This is a genomic window from Vibrio sp. ZOR0018 (assembly GCF_963865925.1).
GTDB lineage: Bacteria > Pseudomonadota > Gammaproteobacteria > Enterobacterales > Vibrionaceae > Vibrio > Vibrio anguillarum.
Window position 1 is genome coordinate 1 of the sequence record NZ_CAWMCN010000087.1, and the last position, 770, is coordinate 770.

Below are 770 nucleotides of genomic sequence, written 5' to 3' on the forward strand. Positions count from 1 at the left end.
CATAACGCTGAAGCGATTAATGCCGCGATTGAGGCTGCGAAAGCTGACCCTCGTCCAACCTTGATTTGCACCAAAACCATCATCGGTTTTGGCTCGCCAAACAAAGCGGGCTCACACGACTGTCACGGTGCCCCTTTAGGCACTGAAGAAATCAAAGCAGCGCGTGAATTCCTGGGTTGGCCGCATGCACCTTTCCACATCCCTGCCGACATTTACGCGCAGTGGGATGCCAAAGAAGCTGGCCAAGCGAAAGAAACCGATTGGAACGCCAAGTTTGAAGCCTACGCCGCCGCTTACCCAGCCGAAGCTGCTGAGTTCAAACGCCGCGTAAATGGCGAGTTGCCAGCAGAATGGGAAGCGAAAGCGAGTCAAATTATCGCTGACCTTCAAGCTAACCCAGCCAATATTGCGTCACGTAAAGCGTCACAAAATGCGCTGGAAGCGTTTGGTAAAATGCTGCCAGAATTTATGGGCGGCTCGGCGGACTTGGCACCGTCTAACCTCACCATGTGGTCGGGCTCTCAATCGCTCACGGCGGAAGATTTCTCGGGTAACTACATTCACTATGGTGTGCGTGAATTCGGTATGACTGCCATCATGAATGGTATCGCGCTGCACGGTGGCTTCGTTCCTTACGGCGCAACCTTCCTGATGTTTATGGAATACGCCCGTAATGCAATGCGAATGGCCGCGCTGATGAAGATTCAGAACATCCAAGTCTACACCCATGACTCGATTGGCTTGGGTGAAGATGGCCCAACCCATCAACC

Annotated in this window: 1 pseudogene; it reads left to right on the forward strand. The window is 53.0% G+C overall.

Features of this window, described 5'->3' with window-relative positions:
- Positions 1-770: pseudogene (locus tag AACR75_RS04980) on the forward strand (transketolase); the annotation flags it as partial.